The sequence below is a fragment of the Paenibacillus sp. J22P277 genome, from assembly GCF_059383675.1.
Map to the genome: position 1 here is coordinate 79,163 of NZ_JBXENS010000007.1, position 25,525 is coordinate 104,687.

At 60.2% G+C, this 25,525-nt stretch carries 21 protein-coding genes; 18 read left to right on the plus strand and 3 right to left on the minus strand.

What is annotated here, in order from left to right:
- The first annotated feature begins 20 nt into the window (after positions 1 to 20).
- The 10 genes from AC50YL_RS24350 (at position 21) to iolB (ending at position 10,926) form a co-directional block, all read left to right on the plus strand.
- Positions 21 to 905 carry a carbohydrate ABC transporter permease gene (locus AC50YL_RS24350; RefSeq protein ID WP_494835380.1) on the plus strand — a complete coding sequence of 295 codons (885 nt, stop codon included), beginning with the start codon at positions 21 to 23 and terminating at the stop codon, positions 903 to 905.
- Between the two features lie 18 nt (positions 906 to 923).
- Entirely contained in the window at positions 924 to 1,751 is an 828-nt protein-coding gene (locus tag AC50YL_RS24355; protein WP_494835381.1) for a carbohydrate ABC transporter permease, read from the plus strand.
- 48 nt (positions 1,752 to 1,799) lie between these two features.
- Complete coding sequence (locus AC50YL_RS24360) at positions 1,800 to 2,810, plus strand: LacI family DNA-binding transcriptional regulator (protein WP_494835383.1); 1,011 nt, start codon at positions 1,800 to 1,802, stop codon at positions 2,808 to 2,810.
- A 44-nt stretch (positions 2,811 to 2,854) separates the two neighbouring features.
- Positions 2,855 to 3,814 (plus strand): carbohydrate kinase family protein, encoded by a 960-nt coding sequence (locus tag AC50YL_RS24365; RefSeq protein WP_494835384.1) that lies wholly within the window; start codon positions 2,855 to 2,857, stop codon positions 3,812 to 3,814.
- Between the two features lie 97 nt (positions 3,815 to 3,911).
- The gene (locus AC50YL_RS24370) at positions 3,912 to 4,853 is read left to right on the plus strand and encodes an aldo/keto reductase (RefSeq protein WP_494835386.1); all 942 of its coding nucleotides are present in this window, start codon (positions 3,912 to 3,914) and stop codon (positions 4,851 to 4,853) included.
- Entirely contained in the window at positions 4,850 to 5,602 is a 753-nt protein-coding gene (locus tag AC50YL_RS24375) for a sugar phosphate isomerase/epimerase family protein (RefSeq protein ID WP_494835387.1), read from the plus strand. Before AC50YL_RS24370 ends, AC50YL_RS24375 begins: the two co-directional genes overlap by 4 nt.
- A gap of 67 nt (positions 5,603 to 5,669) precedes the next feature.
- Positions 5,670 to 7,535, plus strand: a complete 1,866-nt coding sequence (iolD, locus tag AC50YL_RS24380; RefSeq protein WP_494835388.1) for a 3D-(3,5/4)-trihydroxycyclohexane-1,2-dione acylhydrolase (decyclizing) — start codon at positions 5,670 to 5,672, stop codon at positions 7,533 to 7,535.
- A gap of 69 nt (positions 7,536 to 7,604) precedes the next feature.
- Entirely contained in the window at positions 7,605 to 8,600 is a 996-nt protein-coding gene (iolC, locus tag AC50YL_RS24385) for a 5-dehydro-2-deoxygluconokinase (RefSeq protein WP_494835390.1), read from the plus strand.
- 21 nt (positions 8,601 to 8,621) lie between these two features.
- Complete coding sequence (locus AC50YL_RS24390; protein ID WP_494835391.1) at positions 8,622 to 10,082, plus strand: CoA-acylating methylmalonate-semialdehyde dehydrogenase; 1,461 nt, start codon at positions 8,622 to 8,624, stop codon at positions 10,080 to 10,082.
- Positions 10,083 to 10,107: 25 nt separating this feature from the next.
- Positions 10,108 to 10,926 carry a 5-deoxy-glucuronate isomerase gene (iolB, locus tag AC50YL_RS24395; RefSeq protein ID WP_494835392.1) on the plus strand — a complete coding sequence of 273 codons (819 nt, stop codon included), beginning with the start codon at positions 10,108 to 10,110 and terminating at the stop codon, positions 10,924 to 10,926.
- A gap of 191 nt (positions 10,927 to 11,117) precedes the next feature.
- Here the strand turns inward: iolB and AC50YL_RS24400 are convergent, their stop codons facing one another.
- Positions 11,118 to 12,071, minus strand: a complete 954-nt coding sequence (locus tag AC50YL_RS24400) for an alpha/beta fold hydrolase (protein ID WP_494835394.1) — start codon at positions 12,069 to 12,071, stop codon at positions 11,118 to 11,120.
- Positions 12,072 to 12,435: 364 nt separating this feature from the next.
- Between AC50YL_RS24400 and trxB the strand changes: the two genes are divergently transcribed.
- The 3 genes from trxB (at position 12,436) to AC50YL_RS24415 (ending at position 14,593) form a co-directional block, all read left to right on the plus strand.
- Positions 12,436 to 13,362, plus strand: coding sequence for a thioredoxin-disulfide reductase (gene trxB / locus AC50YL_RS24405; protein WP_494836008.1), 927 nt, complete (start codon positions 12,436 to 12,438; stop codon positions 13,360 to 13,362).
- A 59-nt stretch (positions 13,363 to 13,421) separates the two neighbouring features.
- Positions 13,422 to 13,943 (plus strand): thiol peroxidase, encoded by a 522-nt coding sequence (tpx, locus tag AC50YL_RS24410; protein ID WP_494835396.1) that lies wholly within the window; start codon positions 13,422 to 13,424, stop codon positions 13,941 to 13,943.
- Between the two features lie 191 nt (positions 13,944 to 14,134).
- The gene (locus AC50YL_RS24415) at positions 14,135 to 14,593 is read left to right on the plus strand and encodes a MarR family winged helix-turn-helix transcriptional regulator (protein WP_494835398.1); all 459 of its coding nucleotides are present in this window, start codon (positions 14,135 to 14,137) and stop codon (positions 14,591 to 14,593) included.
- Positions 14,594 to 14,666: 73 nt separating this feature from the next.
- Here AC50YL_RS24415 and AC50YL_RS24420 read toward each other — a convergent pair whose 3' ends face one another.
- A complete protein-coding gene (locus tag AC50YL_RS24420) occupies positions 14,667 to 16,271 on the minus strand; it encodes a response regulator transcription factor (RefSeq protein ID WP_494835400.1) in 1,605 nt (534 codons plus the stop codon).
- Between the two features lie 4 nt (positions 16,272 to 16,275).
- The gene (locus tag AC50YL_RS24425) at positions 16,276 to 18,015 is read right to left on the minus strand and encodes a sensor histidine kinase (RefSeq protein ID WP_494835401.1); all 1,740 of its coding nucleotides are present in this window, start codon (positions 18,013 to 18,015) and stop codon (positions 16,276 to 16,278) included.
- Between the two features lie 313 nt (positions 18,016 to 18,328).
- On the opposite strand from AC50YL_RS24425, the gene AC50YL_RS24430 reads away from it, so the two are divergent.
- The 5 genes from AC50YL_RS24430 (at position 18,329) to AC50YL_RS24450 (ending at position 25,452) form a co-directional block, all read left to right on the plus strand.
- Positions 18,329 to 19,258: an ABC transporter permease gene (locus AC50YL_RS24430; RefSeq protein ID WP_494835402.1), complete on the plus strand. Its 930-nt coding sequence runs from the start codon at positions 18,329 to 18,331 to the stop codon at positions 19,256 to 19,258.
- Positions 19,259 to 19,279: 21 nt separating this feature from the next.
- Positions 19,280 to 20,191, plus strand: coding sequence for a carbohydrate ABC transporter permease (locus AC50YL_RS24435; protein ID WP_494835404.1), 912 nt, complete (start codon positions 19,280 to 19,282; stop codon positions 20,189 to 20,191).
- A gap of 83 nt (positions 20,192 to 20,274) precedes the next feature.
- Positions 20,275 to 21,942: an extracellular solute-binding protein gene (locus AC50YL_RS24440; RefSeq protein ID WP_494835405.1), complete on the plus strand. Its 1,668-nt coding sequence runs from the start codon at positions 20,275 to 20,277 to the stop codon at positions 21,940 to 21,942.
- Positions 21,943 to 22,084: 142 nt separating this feature from the next.
- On the plus strand, positions 22,085 to 23,134 hold the full coding sequence (locus AC50YL_RS24445; protein ID WP_494835407.1) for a Gfo/Idh/MocA family protein: 1,050 nt from the start codon (positions 22,085 to 22,087) through the stop codon (positions 23,132 to 23,134).
- 314 nt (positions 23,135 to 23,448) lie between these two features.
- Positions 23,449 to 25,452, plus strand: a complete 2,004-nt coding sequence (locus AC50YL_RS24450; protein ID WP_494835409.1) for a carbohydrate-binding protein — start codon at positions 23,449 to 23,451, stop codon at positions 25,450 to 25,452.
- The last annotated feature ends 73 nt before the right edge of the window (positions 25,453 to 25,525 follow it).

Consider the following 25,525-nt stretch of genomic DNA (forward strand, 5'->3'; position numbering starts at 1 on the left):
CCAAGTAACGGAGGTATCGCATGGGAGGCCTTTTGAAAGACATCTACAAGAGCAGAGCGTTGTATCTGTTTATCTCGCCGTTTTATATTTTGTTCCTGGTCTTTTCCGTATTCCCGATCTTCTACTCCGTCTTCCTGTCGACCCACAAATGGGACGGCATCGGGGAGATGAAGTACGTCGGCTCCGCCAATTTCACGTATCTGTTCACGGATCCGACATTCTGGCATGCGCTCCTCAACAACATCATCCTTTGGATCCTGGGGAACGCGCCGCAGCTGATCTGCGCCTTGATCGTCGCCTTCTTGATCAATATGGCCATCGTGAAGTTCAAGGGCTTCTACCGCATCGCCTATTTCCTACCGAATATTACGGCCATGGTCGCTGTCGTTATCATATTCCAGTCCCTGTTCGGCAATGAATACGGGCTGATCAATTTCCTGCTGCAGAAAGTAGGACTCTCGCGCATCGAATGGTTCAACTCGCCCTTCGCCTCCCGCGTCGTCATCGCGGCGATGATCTGCTGGCGGTACATGGGCTACAACGCCATCATCTACTTGTCCGGCCTGCAGCGGATCCCGAAAGACCTGTACGAGGCGGCCGAGCTCGACGGCGCGTCGACGGTGCAGACGTTCCTGCGGATCACGCTGCCGATGCTGAAGCCGATCATCTTGTTTTCCGTGATGATGTCGACGATCGGCGGATTCCAGATCTTTACCGAACCGCAGGTTCTGGCAGGCACGCAATCTCCGTATCCGGGCACGGATACCGTGGTGCTGTACATGTTCCGGGAAGGCTTTACTTATCAGAACTACGGCTACGCGGCCGCCGTCTCGTGGGTGCTCTTCATCATCATCGGCCTGCTGTCGGTCCTGAACTGGAAAGTCTTCAATAAATCTGACGATTGATAACGAGGTGAATGACGGATGGGCAAGGCAATCCTGACTAAAAAGATCCTGCTGCACACCGTGCTGATGATCGGCGTGCTGGTATCGATCTTCCCGTTTTACTGGCTGGTCGTCATGTCGACGAACCAGACGAGCGCCATCTTCGCGTTCCCTCCGAAGCTGACGTTCGGCGGGTATTTCATGACGAACTTCAATCATGTCATGGATAACACCAATTTCATTCGCGCCCTCTTCAACACCATCTTCATCGCGGTGCTCAGCACGACGCTGCAGCTGTTCTTCAACTCGTTAACGGGGTTTACGTTCGCGAAGTTCAAGTTCCCGGGCTCGCAGGTGCTGTTCTACGTCATGATCGGCACGATGATGATTCCGGGGCAAATGCTGCTCGTGCCCCAGTTCATGGTCATCAAGTCGTTCGGCTGGGTCGGCAGCTACAAAGCGCTCATCGTGCCGGGCATCGCATCTGCCTTCGGGATCTTCTGGATCCGGCAGTACGCGCTGGCCATCCATAACGAGCTGCTGGAATCCGCGCGCATCGACGGCTGCAGCAAATTCGGCCAATACTGGCGCATCGCCCTGCCGATCCTGCGTCCGGCGCTGGCGTTTCTGGCGATCACGACGTTCATGGGCACGTGGGAAGATTACTTGTGGCCGTTAATTGTTTTGACGGATACGTCCAAATTCACTTTAATGTTAGCGCTCCAACAGTTAAAATCAGTTCATACGGCAGATTATTCCATGGTCATGACCGGCACGCTCATGGCGACCTTGCCGCTTATCGTCATCTTCCTCGTGGTCAGCCGGCAGTTCATCGCCGGAATCATGGAAGGAGCGGTCAAGAGCTAACGGGCGATAACGACGCATGGATGAAGAAATTGGGGGCTTGATGAGCGTATGGCGCCGAAAATCAAAGATGTGGCGAAGAAGGCGGGCGTATCGGTTACGACGGTTTCGCGGGTGCTGAACGGCGAAAAGTACGTCAAAGACGACTTGAAGGACAGAGTGAAGCGGGCAATCGACGAACTGGGGTATACGCCAAGCCATATCGCCAGGAGTCTCGTCCGGAAGAAGACGAACCTCATCGGGGTCATCGTGCCCGACGTGACGTCGAGCTTCTATTCCACCATCCTGAGCAGCATCGAGAAAACGGCGAGCATGAACGAGTATAACCTGCTGGTGTGCAACATCATCGAGGACATCGACAAAGAGCTCAAATACTTGAACGTGTTCAAGGAAATGCGCGTGGACGGCATCATCATCATGCACGAGAAGCTGAACGACGAGATCCGGGAGATGATCCATAAGCTCGGCATCCCGATCATCTTCTCCAGCGTCAAGCCGACGGATCAGGCGTTCGTCTCGGTGATCATCGACGACTACACGGCGGCTTACGACGCGACGCGTTACCTGATCGAGCTCGGGCATGAACGGATCGGCTTCATCGGCGGCGACATGCGGGACGTGACGTCGGGGCAGAACCGCTATATCGGGTATTGCCGCGCGCTGGCCGACAGCTCGCTGCCGCTCGTGGACGAGCATGTTCGTTTCGGCGATTACAAGACGCAAAGCGGGTACGACCTCATCCGGGAGCTGCTCGCGTGCGAGAACCGTCCGACGGCCGTCTTCGCCGTCAGCGACGACATGGCGGTAGGCGCCATGAACGCCGTGCGCGACCAAGGGCTGGCGGTGCCGGACGACCTCTCGATCGTCGGCTTCGACGGAAGCCAGCTGACGGAGCTCGTGCGGCCGCGATTGACGTCCATGGAGCAGCCGATCCAGGAGATGGGGAAGGTTACGGTCGAGGTATTGATCGACATGATCATGGATCAAGAAGACGCGCCCAGAGAGGATGTCGTGCTGAAGCATCATCTCGTCGTTCGCGACAGCTGCAGGCAGCACGGATAAATAGCGCAGGCATCATTACATCGGAGTGGAAGAGGGAGAGAGACTTGAAGAAATTCGATGCTGTCGTCGTGGGAGACGTCAATATAGATCTTGTGGTAGTGGGGTACAGCCAGGTGCCGCAGCCCGGCCAGGAAGTGTTCGTGGATAACATGATGATGCACGTAGGCGGGGGAGCGGCGTTGTTCTCGCTCTCTCTCGCCAAGCTCGGCCTTGGCGTGGCGTTCAACGGCGTATTGGGCGATGACAGCAACGGCAGCTTCATCCGGGAGCAATTCGCTCAATATGGTATCGATACCAGCCTCATTCAAACGAGCAAAACCCATCAAACCGGCATCTCGATCGCCTTCAATCCGGATACGGACCGTTCCTTCCTGTCCTATATGGGATCCAATCAGGAGCTGGCGCTCGAGCGGCTCGACCTCGAACAGATCGCGCAAGGGCGGCATGTCCATCTGACGGGTTACCGGGGCAGAGATAACCACGAGCAATTTCTCGCGATCGTCAAACGGCTGAGGGAGAAGGGCGTCACGCTCTCCTGCGACGTCGGCTGGGACGATTCCGGCGAATGGTACGAGGGCATCTTCGAGCTGATGCGCCACATCGACGTGTTCCTGATGAACGAGACCGAGGCGCTGCACTATACGCGCCGCGAGCGGATCGCGGATTCGCTCGCGATCATGGCGGATCACGGAGGACATATCGTGGTGAAGCTCGGCTCGGAGGGAGCCGTCGCGATGAAGGACGGCGTCATGACGCGGCATCCGGCCTTCAAGGTCGAGGCCGTGGATACGACCGGCGCGGGAGATTCCTTCAATGCCGGGTATTTGTACGGCTTTATCCAAGGCTTCGACGTCGAGACGTCGCTCAAGTTCGGCAACGCCTGCGGCGCGATGTCCGTCGGCGCATACGGCGGAAGCACGGGCACGGCGGATTTGAACGGGCTGCGGGCGTTTCTGCAGCGGCACGAAGGCAGCCCCAGCCTGCCGCGGGCGATCTCGCAATAAGCGGGAGCGGTCGATATGGAATCGATACCAGATGAAACTTTCGTAAAGCGGACGAATAAAGCGGATCTAACTTGAGCTGTCTAAGGAGGATGCAAGAATGGACGCGTTGCATATTCAAGGTGTGGATAAACCGATCTCCCGGCTGATCATGGGCACGGGCGACTTGCGCAAGTTGGAGGAAAACGAACGGTTGATGCTGCGGGCTTACGTGGACGCCGGCGGCAATGCGTTCGATACCGCCCATCAATACCGGGGCAGGGAGAAACTGCTGGGCGAGTGGCTCGCCGAGGAGAAGCTGCGGGACAAAGTCGTCATCCTGACGAAGGGCGCCCATCACGACGACGGGAGTCCGGGGCCGCGGGTGAACCCGCAGGCGATCCGCCAGGATCTGGCGGAAAGCCTGGAGCGGCTCGGCACCGATCACGTCGAGATCTTCGCGCTCCACCGCGACGACGAGACCGTCGAAGTCGGACCGATCATCGAGGAGCTGAACGCGAACCTCGAAGCCGGGCGGCTGCGCGCGTTCGGCGCGTCGAACTGGACGCACGCGCGGATTCAGGAAGCGAACGATTACGCGGCGGCGCGCGGCTTGACCGGATTCGCGTTCAGCAGCACGAACCTGAGCCTGGCCAAGCCGCAGGAAGCGCGGTGGCCCGGCGTCGTCTCGGCGGACGAGGCGACGATCGCCTGGCACGCGGCGAACGGCATGCCGCTCCTGTCCTGGTCGGCGCAGGCCGGCGGATTCTTCTCCGGTCATTTCACGCCCGAGAACCGCACGGACGAGGAGATGGTGCGCGTGTACTACAGCGAAGGCAACTGGGAGCGTTACCGCCGGGCCGTGAAGATGGCCGAGGAGAAGGGCGTCACCCCGATCCAGCTCGCGCTGTCCTACGTGCTGCATCAGCCGTTCGCCACCGGCGCGATCATCGGACCGCGCAATCCGGGAGAGCTGCTCTCCTCGGTCGAGGCGATGAATCTGCATCTGACGCTCGAAGAAGTCGAATGGCTGGATTTGAAAAGGGAGGCGATCGCGCAATGATCAAGCATCAACTGGCCGCGCAGCTGTACACCGTGCGCAACGAACTGAAGAAGGATTTCGAAGCGGTCCTGCGGGACTTGGCCAAAATGGGCTGGGCAGCCGTTCAAATCGACGGCCTTCACGGCAATCCGGCGCGCGACATCGCGGCGGTCATGAACGAGCTCGGTCTCAAAACCGCCGGCATGCACGTCGGCCTGCCGCGGATGCGGGACGATCTGGACAACGTGCTCGAGGAAGCGCGTTTGTTCGGCACGCGGGATTTCATCTGCCACTCCCTGCCGGACGGCTTGCAGAATCCGGAAGGCTACGCGAGCGTGAAGCGCGATCTGCTGGCCGTCGCGGAGCGCGTGAAAAGAACGGAATTCCGGGTCGGCTACCATAACCACGATTTCGAGTTCCACACGACGATCGACGGCAAGTTCGCGCTCGAATACCTGCTGGACGACCCGGCGGTATATGCCGAGATCGATACGTACTGGGTAAAGAAAGCGGGCCAGGATCCGCTGTCGTTCATTCGCGGCTACGCGAACCGGATGCCGATCCTTCACCTGAAGGACATGACGGCCGACGACCGCCAGTATTTCGCCGAGATCGGTTCCGGCGTCATCGACTTCGCGCCGATCCTGCGCTGGGGGCTTGCGAGCGGCGTCGAATGGTTCGCCGTGGAGCAGGACTACTGCCCGGGCAGCCCGCTGGACAGCCTGGCGACAAGCTTGGAATACCTGCTGAAGCTGGACGAAGCGCTGTAAGCCGGCAATCGCGACATTCGCGATTGGAATCCGGCTCGATATCATCCGTGAACGGAGGCGGCAACGCATGACTACGATTCGATTGACGACGGCCCAGGCGCTCCTCAAGTTCCTGGACAACCAATACCTGTCCGCGGACGGCGAAGAGATCAAATTCGTCCGCGGCGTGATGGGCATCTTCGGCCACGGCAACGTGACGGGCATCGGCGAAGCGCTCGAACGGGCATCCGGCGGGCTAGCATTCATCCAAGGCAAGAACGAGCAGGGCATGGTGCATGCCGCGGCGGCTTACGCCAAGCAGAAGAACCGCCGGCAGATCTTCGCCTGCACCTCGTCGATCGGCCCGGGCGCGCTGAACATGGTGACCGCGGCCGGCACGGCGACGGTCAACCGCATTCCCGTCCTGCTGCTGCCGGGCGACAACTTCGCCTGCCGGCAGCCGGATCCCGTGCTGCAGCAGCTGGAGGTGCCGAGCGATTATACCGTCTCGGCGACCGATGCGTTCAAGCCGGTCAGCAAGTTCTGGGATCGGATCGTCCGTCCCGAGCAGCTGATGGCATCGCTGCTGCAGGCGATGCGCGTCCTGACCGATCCCGCGGATACGGGCGCCGTGACGCTGGCGCTGCCGCAGGACGTGCAGGCCGAAGCTTACGATTATCCCGCCGCGTTCTTCGCGAAGCGCGTGCATTACCTCGACCGCCGTCCGGCGGCTCCGGATGCGGTCAAGCGGGCCGCCGAAGCGATCGCCGGCAAGCGGAAGCCGCTGATCGTCGCGGGCGGCGGCGTGCTCTACGCCGAGGCGACGGAAGCGCTGCTGCGGTTCGCGGAAGCGTTCGGCATCCCGGTCGCGGAGACGCAGGCCGGCAAGAGCGCGATGCCGTGGAACCATCCGCTCGCCCTCGGCGGCGTCGGCACGACCGGCACGCTGGCGGCGAACCGGATCGCCGCGGAAGCGGACGTCGTCATCGGCGTCGGCACGCGCTTCTCCGATTTCACGACGGCCTCCAAGTTCGCGTTCCGGAACCCGGACGCCGCGTTCGTGAATATCAACGTCAGCGCGTTCGACGCGGTCAAGCTGGAAGGCGCGGCCATTACGGCGGACGCCCGGACGGGGCTAGCGGCCTTGGCGGAAGAGCTGACGCTGCGCGGCTACAGGAGCGGTTACGAGGAAGGGGCCATCGCCGCGCTCAAGGCGGAATGGAACGCCGAGGTCGACCGTCTCTACGCGCTCGAAAGCGACGAAGGCTTGACGCAGACGCGCGCGCTCGGCGTCATCAACGGCTTCATCGGTCCGAAGGACGTCATCGTGGCCGCCGCGGGCAGCCTGCCGGGCGACCTGCACCGCGTATGGCGTACGACAGAGCCGAAGACGTACCACATGGAATACGGCTTCTCCTGCATGGGCTACGAGGTCAGCGGGGCATTCGGCGCCGCGCTGGCCGAGCCGGAGCGGGACGTGTACGCGTTCGTCGGCGACGGCAGCTACCTCATGCTCCACTCGGAGCTGGTGACGGCCATTCAAGAAGGCGTGAAGCTGACGGTGCTGCTGCTCGACAATCACGGCTTCCAGTGCATTCATAACTTGCAGCGCGGCCACGGCAGCGACGGCTTCGGCAACGAATTCCGTTTCCGCTCCAAGGAAACGGGCCGCTTGAACGGCAAGTACATGCCGATCGATTTCGCGATGCATGCGCGCAGCTTGGGCGCGGCCGCCTATACGGCGCGCACGGCCGAGGAATTGGCGGATGCGCTGCGGCTGGCGAAGGACGAGGAAGGTCCGGTGCTGGTGGAGATCAAGGTGCTGCCGGGCACGAACACCGACGGCTACGAGTCCTGGTGGCATGTCGGCGTGCCGGAGGTATCCGAGAGCGATAAGGTTGTCGAGGCGCATGAGCGGATGCAAGAGGCACTCCGGTCCGCGCGTCCGTATTGACAACGTAACGATTCACAGCGATTCATCGCATGACATACATTCAATCCGATCATCAGGGAGGGCTGCAGCATGGAGGCCATCGCTTTCGATGCCGGCAAGCCGCGCGATTTCGTCGCGATCGGCCGGCTGTGCATCGATTTGAACGCCAACGAGATCAATCGCCCGATGGAAGAGACGATGACGTTCACTAAGTACGTCGGCGGCTCGCCGGCCAATATTTGCATCGGCATGTCCCGCTTGGGGCAAAGCGCCGCTTTCATCGGCAAGGTGGCGGACGACCAAATGGGCCGGTTCATCCTGAACTATTTGCGCGACAACGCCATCGATACGTCCGGCGTGACGACGGATCGGACGGGCGCGGTAACGGGACTTGCGTTCACGGAGATCAAAAGCCCCGAGGACTGCAGCATCCTGATGTACCGCGACAACGTCGCCGACCTGCTGCTCGCGCCGGAAGAAGTGGACGAGTCGCTCATCGCCGGCAGCAAGGCGCTGCTCGTCTCCGGCACGGCGCTGGCGAAGAGCCCGTCGCGCGAAGCGGTGCTGCTGGCGCTCCGATATGCCCGCAAGCACGGCACGAAGGTCGTCTTCGATATCGATTACCGGCCGTATTCGTGGGCTTCGCCGGAGGAAACGGCGATCTACTACCATCTTGCTGCGGAGAAGAGCGACATCATCATCGGCACCCGCGAGGAATTCGACATGCTCGAGCGCTTCGACGGCAACGCCGAACGGAGCGATGAATTTACGGCTGCGCAATGGTTCGGCTGCCACGCCGAGCTTGTCGTCATCAAGCACGGCAAGGACGGCTCGATCGCCTACGGCAAAGACGGCAGCTCGCACCGGGGAGCGATTTTCCCCGCGAAAGTCATCAAGACGTTCGGCGCGGGCGATTCGTACGCGGCGGGCTTTCTCTACGGCCTGATGCAGGGGTGGAGCGTCGGCCGGAGCATGGCTTTCGGCAGCGCGTCCGCGTCCATCGTCATCTCCAGCCACAGCTGCTCCGACGCGATGCCGACCGTTCGGCAGATCGAAGATTATATCGAGGCTTCCCAACACGCATAATCCCGAAAGGAGATTTTCCGAATGTCCCACACGAACGCACCGGCCCTGCTTCCCAACTTCATCGGCGGCGAATGGGTCGCATCCGTCTCCGGCAGCTCCGAGCCGGTCTATAACCCGGCAACCGGCGAGATCATCCACCATGTTCCGCTGTCGTCCAAGGACGAACTGGACGGCGCCGTCCGCGTCGCCCAAGCCGCTTTCGCGACATGGAGCAAGACGCCGGTTCCCCGCCGCGCGCGCATCCTGTTCAAATACCAGCAGCTGCTCGTCGACCACTGGGACGAGCTCGCCCGCATCGTCACGCTGGAGAACGGCAAGAGCTATACCGAAGCGCACGGCGAGGTGCTGCGCGGCATCGAATGCGTCGAATTCGCCGCCGGCGCGCCATCGCTCATGATGGGCCGGCAGCTGCCGGATATCGCGACGAACCTGGAGTCCGGCATGTACCGCTACCCGGTCGGCGTCGTCGGCGGCATCACGCCGTTCAACTTCCCGATGATGGTGCCGTGCTGGATGTTCCCGCTTGCGATCGCCTGCGGCAATACGTTCGTGCTGAAGCCGTCCGAACGGACGCCGCTGCTCGCGAACCGGCTGGCGGAGCTGTTCCGGGAAGCGGGCCTGCCGGACGGCGTGCTGAACGTCGTTCACGGCGCGCATGACGTCGTGAACGGCCTGCTCGCGCATCCGGACGTGCGGGCGATCTCGTTCGTCGGCTCCCAGCCGGTGGCCGAATACGTCTACAAGACCGCATCGGCCCACGGCAAACGCGTGCAAGCGCTCGCCGGCGCGAAGAACCACTCCATCGTCATGCCGGACGCGGATCTCGATGCCGCGGTCACGCAGATCGTCGGCGCGGCCTTCGGCTCCGCGGGCGAACGCTGCATGGCCTGCGCCGTCGTCGTCGCCGTCGGCGAAGCGGCCGAGCCGCTGATCGAGAAGCTGGTCGCCGCGGCGGACCGGATCACGATCGGCAACGGCATGGACGAGGGCGTCTTCCTCGGGCCGGTCATCCGCGGTCCGCACAAGGAGCGGACGCTCGGCTACATCGCGTCCGGCGAGAAGGAGGGCGCAGTGCTGCGTCGCGACGGACGTACCGATGCCGCGGTATCGGGCGACGGATTCTTCGTCGGGCCGACCGTCTTCGATCACGTGACGAGCGAGATGAAGATCTGGCAGGACGAGATTTTCGCGCCGGTGTTGTCGGTCGTGCGGGTGGACAGCCTGGACGAAGCGATCGCGCTGGCCAACGAATCGGACTTCGCGAACGGCGCCTGCCTCTTCACGCAGAACGGCAGCCACGTCCGCCATTTCCGCGAGAACATCGACGCCGGCATGCTCGGCATCAACCTGGGCGTGCCCGCGCCGATGGCGTTCTTCCCGTTCTCGGGCTGGAAGAAATCGTTCTACGGCGACCTGCACGCGAACGGACAGGACGGCGTGGAGTTCTACACGCGCAAGAAAATGGTCACGGCGCGCTGGTAAGCGACAGGAAGGAGCATACGCATCCATGAGCGAATTCATCGTAAAACCAAGCCCGACGCCGGACGCGGACGGCAATATCCTGCGCATCACGCCGGCATCGGCGGGCTGGGCGCATGTCGGCTTCGAAGTTTATGCGCTGCAAGCCGGGGAGCGGCTGATCCGTTCCACAGGCGACCTGGAGGCATGCATCGTGCTGCTTACGGGCCGCGCGGACGTCGCGACCGCGGAGCGGGCGTGGAACAATATAGGCGCGCGCATGAGCGTGTTCGAGAAAATTCCGCCGTATTCGGTCTACGTGCCGTCCGGCGACCGGTTCGACGTCACGGCCGCGACCGAGCTTCGGCTCGCGATCTGCTGGGCACCGGGCAAGGGGACGCACGCGGCCCGCCTGATCGGCCCTGAGCACGTAGGCGTCGAAGCGCGCGGGCAAGGCAGCACGGAACGGCTGATCCATAACATTTTGCCGGAATCCGAGGCGGCGGACAGCCTGCTCGTCGTGGAAGTGTTCACGCCGGGCGGCCACTGGTCCAGCTACCCGCCGCATAAGCATGACCGGGATCATCTGCCCGAGGAATCGCTGCTCGAGGAGACGTACTACTATCATGTGGAGCCGACGCAGGGCTTCGCGGTGCAGCGGGTCTATACGGACGACCGATCGCTCGACGAGACGCTGGCCGTGGCGAACGGAGAAGCCGTCCTCGTGCCGCGCGGCTACCATCCCGTGTCCGCGCCGCCGGGCTACGAGGTGTATTATTTGAACGTGATGGCGGGGCCGGTGCGGACGTGGAAGTTTTACAACGATCCGGATCATGCGTGGCTCATGCCGAAGCCGGCGGGGAAGTAAACCGCGCGAATGTTTATTTATTAGGCCGAATCGCTTGGTGATTGTCTCCGACAAAGCAGAAAACATGAAAAACCCGCCGGGCATTCGGCGGGTTTTTCATGTCCGTTAGGAACGACGATACATGGGTCGACGATTGGATGCCTTTCCGATAGCAGGAGCGACAAGCAAGGTTGACGAAGGCCGCATCGGTCTTAAGGCTTGACGAATTTGACGATCTCGTCGTTGAATTTATTTTTTTCTTCATAGAAGAGGCCATGGCCGCTGTTTTGAAACGGCACGAGCGTCGAGTTCCGAATGCCTTTGTGCAGCTGCTCCGCGATGGCGAACGGAACCGCTTTGTCGTGTACGCCGTGCAAAATCAGCGTAGGCACGTTGATGGTCTTCAGGCCGGCGCGCAGATCCGTTTCCGCGACCGATTGAATGCTTTCGATCGTTGCGCGGGGATCCGAAGACAGTCCCATTTGATCGAACCAAGCGCGGAATGCCGGGCTCGGTTGATTGTAGAAGAAATCGTCGCCGAAGCTTTTCAGCATGTTCGGGCGATCCGCTTTCAGGTTAGCTGCGATGTTGTCGATATCCTGCTGCGTGATGCCGTACGGATAGCCGTCGCGCTGGCTCCAGCTGGGCGAAGCGGCTCCGAACAGCATGAGCTTGGACACCGCGTGGCCTTTGTGCCGGATCATGTAGTTCGTCGCCACCGTGCCGCCCATCGAGAATCCGGCCAGCGTCACGTCTTTCAATTCGAGCTTGTCGATGACCTGGCGCACGTCGTCCGCGAAGGTGTCCATATCGTAGCCGTCGTAAGGGCGATCGGATTTGCCGAAGCCGCGCAGGTCGATCCCGATGAAGCGAATGCCCTTCTTGGGCAATTCGGTTTCCTGATATTCGTACATCTCGTGATTGGCAGGCCATCCGTGGATGAAGACGACCGGCTTGCCTTCGCCGACGTCTTCGACGTACAGCTTCACGTTGTTCGCGACCGTTACGTAATGGCCGCTGCTCGTATTCACGACGCCGGACGAATAATGCTGCGCTTCCGCGACAGGCGATTTCGCGAGGCTCGTTCCGATTCCCGTTCCCGTGCCGATCAGCGCCACCGCCAGCGACAGCGTCAAAAGTTTGTTGCTTTTCAAGTTTTTCATCATGTATTCCTCCTCGGAGTTGTAGGTGATGCGAACCTGACTTCGCCATCGTAATCGTGGAAAGTTTTGGCTCGTCCGTGTCTCTATATTATTTGTGTACAAATCATTTGTCAACAAATTAATTTCTGAAAGTCGACCCGCTAAACGCTCTATTGAAGCGTAAAAATGAACGGATTCCGCTGCGTTCGAACCGCCGATTTTATTGCTTCCATATAGGCGGGAAAAATCGCATCAACGCGCTGGAGAGCCTCAACGGAAATTAACTTGTGTAAAATTAATTTGTTGACAAATTATTTCCACGCAGCTAGGATTGGTTCATAAAGTTTGTGCACAAATGATTATCGGGCGAACGAGGGAGGAAAACATGATGCTTCATCAAACGGTCATTATCGGAACGGGTCCCGCGGGATTAACGGCGGCGATCTACTTGGCTCGGGCGAACCTGTCGCCGCTCATTATCGAAGGGCCGCAGCCTGGCGGGCAGCTGACGACGACGACGGAAATCGAGAACTTCCCCGGTTTTCCGGAGGGAATCACGGGGGCGGAGCTCATGGAGAATATGCGGAAGCAGGCCGAGCGATTCGGCGCCCGCATACAATCCGGCTACGTCGCCCGCGTGGATCTAACCAAGCGTCCGTTCACGTTGTACTTGGAAGGCGGCGCCGAAATAACGGCGGACGCGGTGATCCTTTCGACCGGCGCTTCCGCGAAAACGGTCGGCATTCCCGGAGAAGCCGAGAATTTCGGGAGAGGGGTCAGCACTTGCGCCACCTGCGACGGATTTTTCTTCCGCAACAAGAAGATCATCGTCATCGGCGGCGGCGACACCGCGATGGAGGAGGCGCAATTCTTGACGAGGTTCGCTTCCGAGGTCCGGCTCGTGCATCGCAGGGACGAACTCCGAGCCTCCCGAATCATGCAGGACCGCGCGCGCGGTAACGCGAAAATCGCATGGAGCCTTAACGCTGCCCCGCTCGAAGTCATGGCCGGCGACAAAGGGGTGACCGGCCTCAAAGTGCGCAGCAACGCGACGGGGGAGGAGGAAGTGCTGGAAGCCGACGGAATCTTCCTGGCGATCGGCCATCGTCCGAACACCGGCTTCTTGGGCGGCCAGGTCCAAACCGACGAGCTGGGCTACGTGGAAGTCGTTCCGGGAACTTCCCGCACGAACGTTCCCGGCGTATTCGCTTGCGGAGACGTCATGGATCCGATATATCGTCAGGCGATCACGTCGGCGGGCAGCGGGTGCAAAGCGGCTTTGGATTGCGAGAGCTTCTTGTTCGAACGGCAGTAATCAGGATGGGCAACAGCTAACGACCCAATAAACGAATCAACCGATGGAGGTTATTTATCATGGCACAAGAACGTACAGGCAAAGCAACGGTAGGCGGACAACCGATCACGCTGGTAGGTCCGGAATTGAAAGTCGGGGACAAGGCGCCCGCTTTCACCATCAACAAGGATCTGATGACGGAAGCGAGCCTCTCCGATTACAAAGGCAAAACCAAGCTCATTTCCGTCGTGCCTTCGCTGGATACCGACGTGTGCGACGCGCAAACGCGCCGTTTCAATCAAGAGGCTTCGAAGCTGGGCGACGGCGTGGTCGTCTTGACGATATCGGTCGACTTGCCGTTCGCGCAGAGCCGGTTTTGCGCGACTGCCGGCATCGAACGCGTCATCACCTTGTCGGATTACAAACACCGTGCCTTCGGCGAGGCGTACGGCGTGTTGATCAAAGAACTGCAGCTGGATCAACGCGCGATCTTTATCGTCGACGCCGACGATACGGTCCGTTACGTCGAGTATTTGAGCGAACTGTCGGATCATCCGAATTACGACGGCGCGCTGGCCGCCCTGCGCGGGATCGCGGATTAAGCGGGCCCTCGGCCTAATCCGAAAAATACGAACAAAGCGCGACGGAGACGGAAGCCCCTTGATCAAGGGGCTTCATCTTCTTTTTTCGCTATTTCCGTCTTGCGGCTCCGCGATGCATTGTTTTTTCGTAAAAGGGATTGTAATATGAAGGGCGATGGGCTGTCGAAGAAACGTTCGAGGAGGGATGACCTATGAAAAACGATAATCAGGGACCTCATATACCGTTGGATGCTCATCTGTGTTTTTCGTTATATGCTTGCTCGAGGGCGATTTTCCGAATGTATCGGCCGTTGCTCGACGATTTGGACTTAACCTATCCGCAATACCTGGTTCTGCTTGCGCTATGGGAGCATGAGACGATGTCGGTCAAGGATTTGGGCGACCAGTTGGTCTTGGATTCCGGCACGCTGACTCCGATGCTGAAACGAATGGAAGCCGCGGGGCTTGTCCGGCGCGAACGTTCGAAGGAAGACGAGCGGGTGCTGCACATTCGGATTACCGACAAGGGGATATCGCTCAAAGACCAATCGACGTGCGTACCGCTGTCGCTCCTTGAAGCGAGCGGGATGACCGAAGCGGAGATCGGCGTACTGAACGGGGCAATTCGGAAGCTGCTTCATCAGGTGAACGAAAAATCCATGGGGAAATAAAGACAAGAACATCAGGTCATTAAAAAGAGGTCAACCGGATTGTGCCCGGTTGGCCTCTTTCGCGTGTTGCCGATCACGGCTGCCGCATCCCGTGCTGCTTATACTCGCTCGGCGTCACTCCGGCCTCCTGCTTGAACACCTTCGCGAAGTAGGAATAGTTGGCATAGCCGACCTTCTTGGCGACGGCGAACACGGAGTGGTCCGTCGCGCGGAGCAGCTGCTTGGCGGCCGCGATCCGCGCCTCGATGATATAGGCGCCGAGCGATACGCCGGTCTCCTTCTTGAACAGCCGCGCCAGGTAGTCCGGGTGGAGGAAGACGACGTCCGCGAGGCTATTGCGGGTCAGATCCTCGCCGTAACGGGCATGGATGTACTGCTTGATCTCTTCCGCGACGGACTTGGGCTGCTCCGCGAAGACCCGGTATTCCATGGCGGTATTGACCAGGCAGCGGAGGTATTCCTCCATGTCCTCGACGGAATTCAGGGACTGGGCGAGCAGCTGCTCGTTCGCTCTTCCGGCGTACAGCTGATGCGCCTGAATGCCTTTCGATTTGAGGAACGCGTACACGAGCTGCATCAGATCGAGCCGGAACAGGCTGAGCACGGAGGTGGCGAAATAGGGCTGGAGCGAACGGTCGTTCAAATACCGGGTCGTTTCCTTCAGGAATTCGGCCGGCTTGCCCTCGTCGAGCAGCGCTTCGAGCAGCGGCAGATTCGGCGGCGCATAGCTTTCCTCGGCCGTTATACCGTACTGCTCCGCGAAGAAAACCTGATTGCGCCGCTTGGCGATGTCTTCGTTCAGCTGGAGCAGCCGGCGGATGATCGGGCTTGCGCCTCCGAGCGTGCCGGGGACGCCGACGATGCAGCAGGCATCGCTCTTGAGCGAGCGGTTCGCCTGCCGGATGAAAGACCCGCACATATCCGCGAGCACCTCGGCGGCTGGCGGCCGGTTCCAGCTCAGGATAGCCATCCACTGCCGCGTCTTGTACTCCAGGACGGTCTCGACGGTAAAGTCCGCGTGCCGGAACAATTCGTACAGGACGTTCAGCAGCGCGAAGTCGAACAGGTTCTTCTCGTCGCGGCCCATGCTGCCGTCGTACGGAAACAGGCTGAACAGCACGGGCTGCACGGTATCGTTCATGCCGTAGGCGAGATGCTGCTCCTGGACGGCCGCCGCGATCTCGGCCGGCTTGACCGGGGAGGAGGCGCTGCCGCCGACGAGCTTCCGCCAGAAATGCTCGCGCATCTTCGCATGATTTTGCTGCCAGTAGCGGCCCTCTTGAATCGCCCGCTCGTTCTGCTGCTGTTCCTGCGCCCGCTCGACGGCCTTGCGGATGATCAGCATCAGCTTATCGAACTGGACCGGCTTCAGGAAATATTCGAAGCTTCGCAGCTCGATCGCCTTCTGGGCGTAATTGAAATCGGCGTAGTTGGTCAGGAAGATGGCCTGCACGTCGTAATGCTCCTCCCGGATCCACGCCAGCAATTCCAGTCCGCTGCCTTGCGGCATCTCGATATCGGAGATGAGGATCTCAATGTCATGGCGCTTCATAACGTCGCGCGCCTGGGCGACGTTATGGGCGGTATGGACCGATTCGATCCCCAGCGAGGCCCAGTCGATCTTCTTCTCCAAGGCGGTCACGACGAAATAATCGTCGTCCACGAGCAGCACGTTCACGCGGTCACGCTCCCATCCCGGTTGAATTGGCCGGCGGCTCCGGCAGGTAGAGGACGACGCAGGCGCCCCCGCTATCGCGGTTGGCGAAGCGGATGGCCGCCCGGTCGCGGTACAAATACGCCAGTCGCTGGACGGTGTTCATGATGCCGATCTGCGTTCCGTGCGCCTGGTCGAGCGGCTGTCCGTCCTGCAGCTTGGCCAGCACGTCCGGCGCGAAGCCGGGACCGCTGTCGGAGATGCGGATCACGGTCATCTCGGCGTCCTCCGCCAGCTCGCGCGCGACGTCGAGCGAGATCTGCGCTTCGTTGTCCCTGGACACCGCGTACTTGATCGCGTTCTCGACGAACGTCTGCAGGACAAGCGGCGGAATCCTTGCGCCCCGCGTCCGCTCGGATTGCGAGATCCGGTAGACGAACGAGTCCCTGTAGCGGCTTTTCTGGATCTCGAGATAGATTCGGACATGCTCGAGCTCATCCTCCAGCCGGACGAAATCCCGGCCGTTCTGGAAAATGTACCGGAAATAGTCCGAGGTGGACAAGGCCATCTGCTGGATTTCCTCGTCCATGCCCATTTGCGCCATGCTGTGGATGGTCGTCAGGCAGTTCAGGAAGAAATGCGGCTTGATCTGCAGCTTCGTGTAATCCAGCTGGATGCGCTGCTTCTCGATCTCGCGCTCGTAGATGTCGATCTTGTAATCCTTGATTTGTTTCACCAGGTTAAGAAACTGCTTGTTCGCCTTCTCCAGCTCGAACATCTTGCTGCTTCGAATGTCGAGCGGCTCGCCGTCGCCGTCCCAGAAGGTGAGGTTGTAGGAGAAGTTCTTGATCGGCTGCAGCACCTTGTTCTTGAAATAAAGCATGATGAAGCACAGGCTGCAGGCGATGATGACGGCGAGCAGCACGATGAGCAGCTGGGCGATCATGATTTTCTCGAACGCGCCGAATTGGATGACGAGCTTCACGTAGAAGGACGCGTTGGTGAATTCGCCGTTCACCGTCGTTTTGGTTCGGAGCAGATCGGGGAACGCGGCATGCTTCGGCTTGACGTCGAGCAGCTTGCCCTTGTTGGAGATCGGGCTGGTCACGCGCGTGCCGTCCTCGCTGGTCAGGGAGGCATAGCCGTTCTCGCCCAGATTGGTTTGGCGCAGGGGGCGGATCAGATCTTCCGCGGAGATGAGGCAGATGAGGTAGCTGTCATGATACGGGACGATATTCAGGATATAAAATTTCCCCGCCAGCTGAACGGTCGACCACCACGAATAGAGCTTCTCGTAATAAACCTTGTCCTTGATATAGATGCCGACCTGCTTCTGCAGGGCTTGGTACTCCGTATAGGTCATCCCCATCGGCGCGCAGTTCTGCAAGTAATTCTTCTTATCGAAATAGAGAAAGAAGTTGTAAGCCGTGCCGTAGCTCTTCTGCAGCTCGACGAAACGCCGGTACAGCGCCGTGTTGGCTTTCAGGAATTCCGTTTCGTCGGAGCCGTGGGCCGCCATGACCTTGACGTTCTCGTCGTTGGCCAGCGTCCAGCCCATGAAGTGGTTGATGTAGGAGAAGTCGTTGTTGATCCGGTTGATGTAGAGATAGGCGGTGTCCCGCAAATCCCGGGCCGATTGCTGCTTGACGATCGTGATCGAAGCGAAGCTGATCATGATATCCAGCACCAGCGCGGAGAACGAGATGATCAGGATGATTCGGACGTAATGCTGGATCGGATACAGCTTGTTCTCCGCTTGTCGTGCCATCTGCCGCCGCAGTCCCCTTTCGCTCGGCTCCGGGATCATCGGTGCGCCGTCTGATTATTATAATGCCGCCATCCGAAAATACAAGACGCGAATCCGCTTTCAAGCAACGAATGTCCGGAAAATGCCAGCAAGAAGTCTGGATTGCAACGCAGGGCTCGCGCCCAAGGGTCCGGGTCGGTCCGATCATCGGCGCCGGCCTGCGAAATGTCCGGAATCTGCGCGCATGAAGTCCATATGGCACCGGAATCCGCACGTATACTGGGGTCATGGACGAGAACGGCAGGTTCATTCACAGGCAAAGGGGGTGCGGACGATGATCAACACGCAATCAAGCGGCGGCGTGCAGCGGACGTTCGCGAGGATCGGCAGGAACTGGGGCTTGTACGTCCTGCTGCTGCCGGCCGTCGTGCTGCTGCTGCTCTTCACGTATAAACCGATGTACGGCGTCATCATCGCGTTCAAGGATTTCAGCCCCGCCAAGGGCATCATGGACAGCCCGTGGGCGGGCTTGAAGTATTTCGAGAAGTATTTCAACTCCTACCAATTCTCGGTCACGATCAAGAATACGCTGATCATCAGCCTGTACAGCTTCGCGACGTTTCCCATTCCGATCGCGTTCGCGATCCTGGTCAATCAGCTGCGGGCGAACCGGTTCAAGCGCGTATTTCAGACGGTCACGTACATGCCGCATTTCATTTCCACCGTCGTGGTCGTCGGCCTGATGCTGATCCTGTTGTCGCCGGGGAACGGACTGATCGGCGCCTTGTACCGGCTGTTCGGGGCCGAAGCGCCGAACCTGATGGGATCGGCAAGCCTGTTCAGCAGCGTGTACGTATGGTCGGACGTCTGGCAGCATATGGGCTGGGACAGCATCATCTACATCGCGGCGCTGTCGTCGGTCGACCCCAGTCTCTACGAGGCGGCTACGGTCGACGGGGCGGGCCGGTGGCACAAGATCCGGTACATCGACATTCCGATGCTGATTCCGACGGCGGTGACCTTGCTCATCCTGCGTGTCGGCGGATTGCTCGGCGTAGGCTTCGAGAAAGCGTACTTGATGCAGAACAACCTGAACATCTCCGGCAGCGAGGTGATCTCGACCTACGTGTACAAGATCGGGCTTATCAGCTCCCAATACAGCTTCTCGGCGGCGATCAACCTGTTCAACACGTTAATTAATTTCTCGCTGCTCCTCCTCGTCAACTGGGTGTCCAAAAAATATACCGAGCACAGTCTCTGGTAACGGGAGGGAGGTCGAACCGCGATGGAAGCTGCGACGAACCTGAAATTGCGGCGCAAGAAGCCGGGATCCGGCGACAAGGCGCTGGAGACGCTGCTGTACATTTGGGCCGCTCTCATGCTATTGATTGTGTTATATCCGCTTTATTTTATCGTGATCGCGTCATTCAGCGATCCATCCGCCGTGGCAGGCGGGAAAGTGTGGCTGTTTCCCCGCGGATGGACGTTCGACGGCTACAAGGAGCTGCTGAAGCATGCGAATATCTGGATCGGCTACCGCAACACGATCCTGTACACGGTCGTCGGCACCGCGATCGGGCTTGCCGTCAACGTCTCGGCCGGCTATGCGCTGTCGAGGCGGGACCTCGTCGGCCGCAAGGCGCTGTCGCTCTTCTTCATCTTCACCATGTTCTTCAACGGCGGGCTTATCCCGACGTTCCTGACGGTTCGCGATTTTCATCTGTACGATACGTTCCTGGTCATGGTGCTGCCGTTCTCGGTCGCGGTATTCGATATCATCGTGGCGCGTACTTTCTTCCGTACGAGCATCCCCGCGGAATTATGGGAAGCGGCGCAGATCGACGGCTGCGGCAACCTTCGCTTCTACGTCCAGATCGTGCTGCCGCTCTCCAAAGCGGTCGTCTCCGTGCTGGCGCTGTGGTTCGCGGTAGGGCAGTGGAACGCGTATTTCAACGCCTTGATCTATTTGCAGGATAAGAACCTGTTCCCCTTGCAGCTGATCCTCCGGGATATTCTGGTCACGAACCAGATGCAGACGGCGCTCGGAACCGGGGAGGCGGCCCAGATCGCGCTGCGGCTGGCCAATTTGCTCCGCTATTCCGTCATCATCGTGTCCACGCTGCCGATCATCTGCTTCTACCCCTTCGTGCAGAAGTATTTCAACAAGGGGGTGATGATCGGCGCGGTGAAGGAGTAGAGGCGCAGCCGCCGGTCAAGGATCGGTGGTCGAGGATTGGAACGGGAACTCATGGAACCGATTACTTAAAGGGGGATCTACGCATGGCAAATGTATCGAAGCGAAGCGCATTCCGAATGCTGTCCGGCCTGGCGCTGCTGTCCGTGCTCGGCACGACCGTACTGGCGGGCTGCAGCAGCAATGACGACGGCACGAATTCGAATAAGAATGCGGGCACGAACGCGGCGGCGGGCAACAAATCGGAGGGCGGCAAAACGGAAGACGGCAATTACAATCCAGAGGGTCTGCCGATCGTCAAAGATCCGATTACGCTGAACGTGCTGACGATCCGCTGGGGCAGCATGGGCGATACGTTCACGAAGAACGCCTGGCTGCAGGAGCTGGAGAAGCAGACGAACGTCAAGATCAACTGGCAGGTCGTCTCGTCCAACGACTGGGGCGATCAGAAGTCCGTCATGCTGGCGAGCGGCAAGCTGCCGGACGTCATCATCGGCGACATCGCGTTCACGAATGCCGATATCGTCAATAACCTGAGCATTTTCCGTCCGCTGGACGATTATATCGAGAAGGATATGCCGAACCTGAAGGCCGCCATGGCGGAATCGCCGGATCTGAAGAAGCTGAGCACGTTCCCGGACGGCAAGATTTATTCGCTGCCCGCGCGGCTCCCGTCGCGTCCGGTATCGTCCGTGCAGCCGGTCATTAACAAGCAGTGGCTGGATAAGCTCGGGCTCAAGGAGCCGACGACGATCGACGAACTGTACGCCGTGCTCAAAGCCTTCAAGGAGCAGGATCCGAACGGCAACGGCAAGGCGGACGAAATTCCGTACAGCGACTCGGGGGACCTGGACATGAACTTCCTCGCGCCGTTCGGCATCACGGATCTCCGGGCCAACCATATGGTCGTCAAGGACGATAAGACCGAATATTTCCCGACGTCCGACGCGTATAAGGCCGGCATGGAATGGGCGCATAAGCTGTATGCCGAAGGCTTGATCGACAAGGAAACGTTCACGCAGGACAATACGATGCTGACGGCGAAGCGCCAAAATCCGGATGCCTCCCTGATCGGCTTCACGTACCAGTGGACGCCGGACGCCGTATTCGGCCAATGGAGCAAGGAGTACGAGGCCATCGCGCCTATTGCCGGCCCGGACGGCAACAAGTATCAGCTCGGCGAGCCGAACGGCATGAGCTACCGCCGCAACGAAGTGCTGATTACGACGACGAACAAATATCCGGACGTTACCGCACGCTGGGCGGACCAGTTCTACACCGGCGAAGCGAGCATCCAGAATTTCTGGGGCGCGATCGGCACCACGATCAAGAAGGAAAGCGACGGCACGTATACGCTGATGGATCCGCCGGACGGCACGAGCGCGGACGCGTGGTACTGGGACGGCTCGCTGCGGGACTTCGGGCCGAAGTACGCCAGCCCCGAGTTCGAGAAGAACATCAAGCTCGATCCGGCAAGCGGCGACGGCCTGAAGCTGCAGCTCGACAACCTGGGCAAGGAGTTCGTGACGGAGCCGTTCCCGGACGTCATGTACACGGCCGAGGAATACGCGGATCTGCCGACGCTGACGACGGACATCGACAGCTATATCGCCAGCACCCGCGCGCAGTGGATAACCAAAGGCGGCATCGACGAGGAGTGGGACGGCTACGTCAAGAAGCTGAACGACATGGGCCTCGAGAAGCTGGTGAAGATCTACAACGATGCTTTCGCGCGTTACCAGGAATTGAAATAATCGCTTTGCCTGCTGCCCCGCAGAACGCCTGCGGGGCAAATTTATGGGAATGGTGCGGTGAGCGAGGCTCATTGCGGATGACCGTTTGGAACGGGAACCGCCATGAGCAGCGCAATCCGGGATGAAGGGAGAAGGAATAACGATGAACAAATATCGCATTGGCTTAATCGGGCTCGGCGGCATGGTGCAGTCGCATATTCGATGGCTCGCTGCCGAAGGGCGGTTCGAAGTCGTCGCGGTGAGCGACGTGAATGAAGAAGCGCTTGCGGGCGTCGGCGATCAGCTCGGTATCCCGGCGGACAAACGGTACGCCGATTTCGGACGGCTGATCGCGGATCCGGACGTCGACGCGATCGTATCCGTGACGCCGAACCACGTTCATGCGGCGATTCTGCAGGGATGCCTGGAAGCGGGCAAGCCGTTCTTGGGCGAGAAGCCGTTCACCCGCGTCTTCGAGGAAGCCGCTCCGCTGCTCGCGCTGTACGAGCGCCGTCCGTCGGCGGGCATGATCGGCTTCAGCTACCGGTATACGCCGGCGTTCCGCTATGCGCGGGAGCTGCTGCGGGAAGGCAAGCTGGGCAAGGCGCGAAGCTTCTCGATCCAATATTTGCAGAGCTGGGGAGCGGCTTCCCGTAACACCCCGTACATCTGGCGGTTCAACAAGGACATCGCCGGGACGGGCACGCTCGGCGATCTGGGCTCGCATATGATCGACCTGGCGCGGTTTCTGTTCGGCGAATTCCGCGAGCTGTCGGCGCAGCTGGAGACGCTCATTCCCGAGCGGCCGGATCCCGCGACCGGGGGGGTGGTGCGGATCGAGGTCGACGACTTCGTCAGCTTCCAGGCGCGCATGGCGGACGGAACCGTCGGCGTCTTCCAGTCCTCGCGCAACGCGGTCGGCTCCGGCAACCAGCACGAGGCGTCGGTCTACGGCGACGCGGGGACGCTGCACGCGTCGACGCTGAATCCCGACCAGCTGATCTGGATTCGCGAAGAAGCGCCGGGCCAGCTCGCGCGGGCGGTTATCGACGTGCCGGAGCGCTGCAAGGTCTCGCAGTACGCGGATTTCCTGGGGATGCTGGACGGCGCCGCGCCGGACGGGCTGCCGGGATTCATGGACGGCTACCGCAACCAGGAGGTGCTGGACGCGATTATCCGGTCGAATGCGGAGAAGCGTACGGTGAGCTTGTAGCGGGTAGTTGTTTTAAAGATTAACAGTGACCATTCCGATGCGCTTGCGTCGGGATGGTTTTTTTATATGAGGACTCGAAACCGTCAGCATGCCGAGGCTTGGCGGTTTTTGTCGCGCGCGATCGCTGGCCGCGGAATATCAAGAATCCAATACCGCACAGGTAAAGATCTTGAATTGACCCGCCGCCGGGCGTGAATTACGATAGCCTCAAAGCGCGGCCGGCCCGTGCTTCAGACCATTTTCGGGGAGGGATAAGACCGCAAGGAAAGGGAGCTGCCGCAACATCCACACTTTAACGATCGGGAGGTTTTATCGTGACAAGGAAAAACCGCGTTTCGCTCTTGCTTTGCTTCGCCATGCTGGCTATGCTGGTGTCGGGCTTTATCGCGCCATCAAGTGTTAGCGCTTACAGTACGCCGAATTCCAGAGGCGGAGTCAACGGGCAGTGGTATTTCGGCACGCAGGCCGAGCTCAATACGGCGGCGGACAACGTCGTCGCAATGGGCATGCAATGGGTCCGGATCGATTTGAAATGGGATATCGTTCAGGCCGGAGGGGCGACCTCCTACGACTGGAGCTGGCCGGACAAAATGGTCAATACGGCGCTCAGCCGGGGGCTGAAAGTGCTGCTCGTCGCTTCCTACGCGCCGAGCTGGGCGAACGGCGGCAATGCCGACACCCGCTATTATCCGAACGCCGCGAACGTCAACGCGTGGAAGAACTTCCTCGATCTTGCGGCAAGACGCTACATGCCGCTCGGCGTGACCGCGTACGAGCTGTGGAACGAGCCGAACTATTCGGTCCAATCCAGCCCTTCGCTGTTCGTCAGCAACATCCTGATACCGGGAGCGACGGCGCTTCGCGCGGCTTCGAACGATCTGCACATTCCCGTGACGATCGTCGACGGCGCGCCGGCGAATCTGATCAATACCGCCGGCATCGTCGATCCGTACGATTGGGTCACGCAGATCTACGCGAACGGCGGGAAGAATTATTTTGACGTGCAAGCGATCCATCCTTACTGCTGGCCGGCCGCGCCGACCACGCCGAGCGTATGGAACGCGCTGCTGCGGGCGAACGAGATTCACGCGATCATGGCCAATAACGGAGACGGCGGCAAGCAGGTATGGGCGACCGAATTCGGTTATCCGACGTCCGGGCCGAATACGGTAACCGAGCAGCAGCAAAGCGATTACATCGTGTCGGCTTTTCAAGTGTGGACCCAGTCCGCCTGGCAGTCCTGGACAGGACCGATGTTCCTGTACACGTACAAGGACGGCAGCACGAACCTGAACGATCCGGAATCGAACTTCGGCTTGCTGCGCAACAACAACACGTTCAAGCCGGTCATGAGCCAGCTGCTCGCGGTGATGACCAATACGCCGCCGGCGCCGGCGCCGCCGACGTCCGGGTATAGCGGAACCACGCCGCCCGGGGGCGGAACGACGTTGTCCTACGAAGCGGAGAGCGGCACGTTCGGCGGCGGCGGCCAGCAGCAGAATGCGACCAACGCGTCCGGCGGCAAGGTGGTGGGCAATCTGAACGCGGTCGGCGCGTACGCGCAGGTCGGCGGCGTGAGCGGAGGCGGCGGGGGCAACGCGACGCTGGCCATCCGTTACGCGAACGGCAACGGCGGGGCCGCGACGCTCAGCCTCTACGTGAACGGAACGAAGATTCAGCAAACGAGCTACGCGGCGACGGGCGGATGGAATACGTTCGGCAGCACGGCGAACATTACGATCCCGCTGAACGCCGGGACGGCGAACACGATCAAGATCCAACGGGACGCGGGCGATACGCCGGCGGCGGATATCGACAAAATCACCGTCACGACGACCGGCTCGTCCGCGCTGACGATCAACGGCTTCGAGAACGTCGCGCAGTGGGCGGGCGAAGCGACCCGTACGGCGGATACGACGAAGAAGACGGAAGGCGCGCAGTCGATCAAGTTCCATTACGCGGTGCCGGCGAGCGGCTGGGCGAACGGCTATTCCAACATCGCGAGCCCGTACGTCGACATCTCGGGCGCGGCGAGCTTGAAGCTCGACGTCTATCCGACCAGCCAGACGCCATCCGGGCAGACCGAACCGATCACGCTGAAGCTGCAGGATCAGGCAGGGGGCGTCATTTACGAGGATCGCCTGCCCAATCTGACGGCGAACCAGTGGAATACCGTGACGGTCAACCTCTCCGGCATCCCGCAGGCGAGCCGCCATCAGCTCAATAGCGTCAATCTGTATCTCTATTCGGGCTTCACCGCGCAGATCAACGGCAGAACGTCGCTCGATTATTACTTCGATAACTTGCGGGTGCAATAAAGACCGGATAGCGCGGCTGATCCGTTAGCCGCGGCTCGCGATCCGCGCCGGCCAAGCGCGCAGCGCACAAGCG

Coding starts and splice junctions, on each gene's coding strand:
- tpx (WP_494835396.1), top strand. CDS start 13,422: ATGGCACAAGAACGTACAGGCAAAGCAACGGTAGGCGGACAACCGATC.
- AC50YL_RS24390 (WP_494835391.1), top strand. CDS start 8,622: ATGTCCCACACGAACGCACCGGCCCTGCTTCCCAACTTCATCGGCGGC.
- AC50YL_RS24415 (WP_494835398.1), top strand. CDS start 14,135: ATGAAAAACGATAATCAGGGACCTCATATACCGTTGGATGCTCATCTG.
- AC50YL_RS24355 (WP_494835381.1), top strand. CDS start 924: ATGGGCAAGGCAATCCTGACTAAAAAGATCCTGCTGCACACCGTGCTG.
- AC50YL_RS24370 (WP_494835386.1), top strand. CDS start 3,912: ATGGACGCGTTGCATATTCAAGGTGTGGATAAACCGATCTCCCGGCTG.
- iolD (WP_494835388.1), top strand. CDS start 5,670: ATGACTACGATTCGATTGACGACGGCCCAGGCGCTCCTCAAGTTCCTG.
- AC50YL_RS24440 (WP_494835405.1), top strand. CDS start 20,275: ATGGCAAATGTATCGAAGCGAAGCGCATTCCGAATGCTGTCCGGCCTG.
- AC50YL_RS24430 (WP_494835402.1), top strand. CDS start 18,329: ATGATCAACACGCAATCAAGCGGCGGCGTGCAGCGGACGTTCGCGAGG.
- AC50YL_RS24350 (WP_494835380.1), top strand. CDS start 21: ATGGGAGGCCTTTTGAAAGACATCTACAAGAGCAGAGCGTTGTATCTG.
- trxB (WP_494836008.1), top strand. CDS start 12,436: ATGCTTCATCAAACGGTCATTATCGGAACGGGTCCCGCGGGATTAACG.
- AC50YL_RS24435 (WP_494835404.1), top strand. CDS start 19,280: ATGGAAGCTGCGACGAACCTGAAATTGCGGCGCAAGAAGCCGGGATCC.
- iolC (WP_494835390.1), top strand. CDS start 7,605: ATGGAGGCCATCGCTTTCGATGCCGGCAAGCCGCGCGATTTCGTCGCG.
- AC50YL_RS24375 (WP_494835387.1), top strand. CDS start 4,850: ATGATCAAGCATCAACTGGCCGCGCAGCTGTACACCGTGCGCAACGAA.
- iolB (WP_494835392.1), top strand. CDS start 10,108: ATGAGCGAATTCATCGTAAAACCAAGCCCGACGCCGGACGCGGACGGC.
- AC50YL_RS24445 (WP_494835407.1), top strand. CDS start 22,085: ATGAACAAATATCGCATTGGCTTAATCGGGCTCGGCGGCATGGTGCAG.
- AC50YL_RS24360 (WP_494835383.1), top strand. CDS start 1,800: ATGGCGCCGAAAATCAAAGATGTGGCGAAGAAGGCGGGCGTATCGGTT.
- AC50YL_RS24400 (WP_494835394.1), bottom strand. CDS start 12,071: ATGATGAAAAACTTGAAAAGCAACAAACTTTTGACGCTGTCGCTGGCG.
- AC50YL_RS24425 (WP_494835401.1), bottom strand. CDS start 18,015: ATGGCACGACAAGCGGAGAACAAGCTGTATCCGATCCAGCATTACGTC.